Origin of the sequence: Neisseria shayeganii 871, from assembly GCF_000226875.1 — a bacterium.
GTDB lineage: Bacteria > Pseudomonadota > Gammaproteobacteria > Burkholderiales > Neisseriaceae > Eikenella > Eikenella shayeganii.
In genome coordinates, this window is sequence record NZ_JH164935.1 from 1 (window position 1) to 1,243 (window position 1,243).

Here is a 1,243-nt window from a genome sequence, read left to right on the forward strand (position 1 = left end):
CCCCCAGCCGATGTTCTGTCAGATGTTGCCGATTTTCCATACTGTCATAGCCTTTATCGGCATAAACAGTCGTCTCTTGGGCTACGCCTTTCAACAAAGGCAGCAGGAGACCTTTGCAAAATCTCCATCTGCGGCGCATTTCTGCGTTGTGTGCTGCTCACTTGCCTATCTATCTGATATGTCTGTCCCACGGGGATTCCTGGCGTTCACGTTCGCTGCACTGCTACGCCTTGAACTGCATCCACATCTGGAGATTTTGCAAAGATCTCAGGCTACCTGAAACCGCTTGGCTCACCGCAAAAGCTCATCGGTAATCTGCTGCAAAAAAGCCAAACGGGCCGGCGACACCGTACCGGCTTCGGCCGCCGCTTTAACGGCACAGCCCGGCTCTTGGCGGTGGGTGCAGTTGTGGAAGCGGCAGGCGCCGACCCAAGGGCGCATATCGGGAAAATAGTGCAGCAGATCGGCCGCGGCCAGGTGATGCAGGCCGAACTCCTGCAGGCCGGGGGAATCGATCAGGCGGGTGTCCGCGTTCAGGTCGTAGAGCTGGGCGTGGGTGGTGGTGTGGCGGCCGGAATCGAGCGCGGTGGAGATGTCGCCGGTGCGCGCGGTTTGACTGCCGAGCAGTGCATTGGTGAGGGTGGACTTGCCCATGCCGCTTTGGCCGAGCAGGATATTGGTGTGCCCCTGCAACACCGGCCACAAGGCATCGGCCTGCGCCAAGGCGCTCAACACCAGCAGCGGATAGCCCAAGTTTTCGTAAAACGCCAGCTTTCCACGCCACGCTTCAGTTTCGGGCAAATCGGCCTTGTTCAGCACAATCACGGCACGGATGTCGGCCGCTTCGGCGGCCAGCAGGGCGCGCTGGAGAAAGGTTTCGCTGGGCGTGGGCACCGCAGCGAGCACCACCAGCAGCTGGCTGACATTGGCGGCAATCAGCTTGGTGCGCCAGGCGTCTTGGCGGTAGAGCAGGCTTTGGCGCGGCAGGTAGTCTTCAATCACCGCCTGTTCGTCGTTGACAGGCGTGAGGCAGACGAAATCGCCGCAGGCGAAATCCACCCGCTTTTTTCGGGTGGTGGCATCAAAGGTGCGGCCGTCGGGCGTGCGCACGATAAAACGGCGGCCGTAGCTGGTGATGATTTGGGCGGTGTGGTCGGACATAGGCGGCCGGAGCGGCAAAAGGCGGCATCATAACAAGTTTTGCGCCTCGGCATAAGCCGTGCGGCGGCACACTTGCCGGCTG

At 60.7% G+C, this 1,243-nt stretch carries 1 protein-coding gene and 2 pseudogenes; 1 reads left to right on the forward strand and 2 read right to left on the reverse strand.

Annotation, left to right across the window (positions count from 1 at the left end; genetic code table 11):
• Window positions 1-106: pseudogene (locus HMPREF9371_RS12690) on the reverse strand (IS5/IS1182 family transposase); the annotation flags it as partial.
• A 7-nt stretch (window positions 107-113) separates the two neighbouring features.
• Between HMPREF9371_RS12690 and HMPREF9371_RS12845 the strand changes: the two are divergent.
• Window positions 114-280 (forward strand): annotated as a pseudogene (locus HMPREF9371_RS12845) (lipoprotein signal peptidase).
• Window positions 281-291: 11 nt separating this feature from the next.
• Here HMPREF9371_RS12845 and rsgA read toward each other — a convergent pair.
• A complete protein-coding gene (gene rsgA / locus HMPREF9371_RS10845; RefSeq protein ID WP_009120196.1) occupies window positions 292-1,161 on the reverse strand; it encodes a ribosome small subunit-dependent GTPase A in 870 nt (289 codons plus the stop codon).
• Window positions 1,162-1,243 lie beyond the last annotated feature (82 nt).